Source organism: Roseburia sp. AF42-8 (assembly GCF_003435965.1).
Taxonomy (GTDB): Bacteria; Bacillota; Clostridia; order Lachnospirales; family Lachnospiraceae; genus Roseburia_C; species Roseburia_C amylophila.
Genome location: NZ_QTVB01000113.1, coordinates 1 through 1,461 on the forward strand (window position 1 = coordinate 1; position 1,461 = coordinate 1,461).

Genomic DNA, 1,461 nt, shown 5'->3' on the forward strand with positions numbered 1-1,461 from the left:
GATATTTCTGGGCATCTTCCTTTGACATTCCTTCTGCAAAAGAACTGTGTAATCCACTTACATTTGCCATGGAATCTATCTCATTGAGCGTTCCATATGTTGCTATTCCGGTTAGTGAGCCAACTACAAAGCCTGCCAGTGGACTGTTGGTTGCTTCTGTCATGCTCTTTTCCACATAGCTGCTGGCTGCCATTGTCAGTCCCTGCTTGACATACTCTGTCACTACTGCCCTGCTTACGGATGTTCCTGTGCTTATCACTGCTTCTCCGATACTGCCATTCCTCCTGTCAGTATCAGAGAAGCAGCGATTGTCAATACATTTCCTATTAAATAATAGAGAGCCGGATTACTGGCAAATACTGTATCACGGATTGGATTAACCGATACCAGCCTTGAGTCTCCCGTCACTCCATGGAATCCTGGGATATATCCGGCATAGTAGCAATTTCTACAATACTGCTCCTCACCGCATCAATCTCTTCTATCCATCGGGCAAGCTGTTCCTGGATTAATTCACAGATGCTGGTAATCTTCTCGTACTTTACATTGTTGCTAAGAGCACGTTTATATCAGCGTATTGGAACTAAATATTCTATTTTGATTTTGCAATGTCCTTTCGTATACCCGACTCGACAAAATTTCGCTAGTGTCTATTAATTAACATCATGGATTCTTAATTGCTTCACAACAGCCATGATGATTAATTAATAGACATGCAAGAGCCGTTGGATGTCCGACAGTATAACCATAATTAAAATATAAGTTTCTCTCCGGTTTCAGATTTTACAAAATATTTTTGTGAGCCATCATATTCTAAGGTTAATTCTGTTCCAATTGGTAATTCAAAAATTGGAGCAATTGCAGGCTCTATTTCAAAAATTGTGCCCCAATCACAAATGACCATGTTTTTTGAATCTGCCAGAAACTCATCTGTATCTATTTCCGAAAGAAATCTCCACCCATTATCAATATTATTTACTCTTTCTTCTCTAAAACACCATTTTACTCGTCCTCTTTTTTCTAATATATTTTTTGAAACAACAGAACCTCCTAAATTCATTGTGCTATGCATATTTTTCCTCCAATCTTTTTTTTAATTCATCGCTTCCCCTTTCCATAATTAGTTTACGAATGGTAAATCCATTCTTGTTTTTCTCATCAACATCTGTTACTTGTTCAAAACATTCTTCAATAAAATTCATTGTACTCTCTGAACGTTCCTTAAAAGCTTCCATGCATAATGAAAAAAAGGCTGTATTACCATACTTTACATCTTTTTGCATTACCGAAGTACCTTTACTTAGCAATAATTTTCCGATTTCAACTGCTTCAATACAATTTATATTTGGAGCCAAAAAATGAAATTCATTATTACCTTCTTTTGACAATTTATATTTGGAGCCAAAAAATGAAATTCATTATTACCTTCTTTTGACACTATGATTTACTTTTGCATTGTTA

General features: G+C 36.2%; 4 protein-coding genes. All 4 read right to left on the reverse strand.

From position 1 onward, the window contains the following. On the reverse strand, nt 1-259 hold a 259-nt coding region (locus DW059_RS15460; RefSeq protein WP_147326078.1), incomplete at its 3' end, for a hypothetical protein. Then, the gene (locus DW059_RS16020) at nt 256-408 is read right to left on the reverse strand and encodes a hypothetical protein (RefSeq protein ID WP_158552144.1); all 153 of its coding nucleotides are present in this window, start codon (nt 406-408) and stop codon (nt 256-258) included. The genes DW059_RS15460 and DW059_RS16020, both read right to left, overlap by 4 nt. 343 nt (nt 409-751) lie before the next feature. Then, entirely contained in the window at nt 752-1,072 is a 321-nt protein-coding gene (locus DW059_RS15465; protein WP_117699377.1) for an immunity protein Imm33 domain-containing protein, read from the reverse strand. Further along, a complete protein-coding gene (locus tag DW059_RS15470) occupies nt 1,065-1,388 on the reverse strand; it encodes a hypothetical protein (RefSeq protein ID WP_147326079.1) in 324 nt (107 codons plus the stop codon). Before DW059_RS15470 ends, DW059_RS15465 begins: the two co-directional genes overlap by 8 nt. Nucleotides 1,389-1,461: the final 73 nt, after the last annotated feature.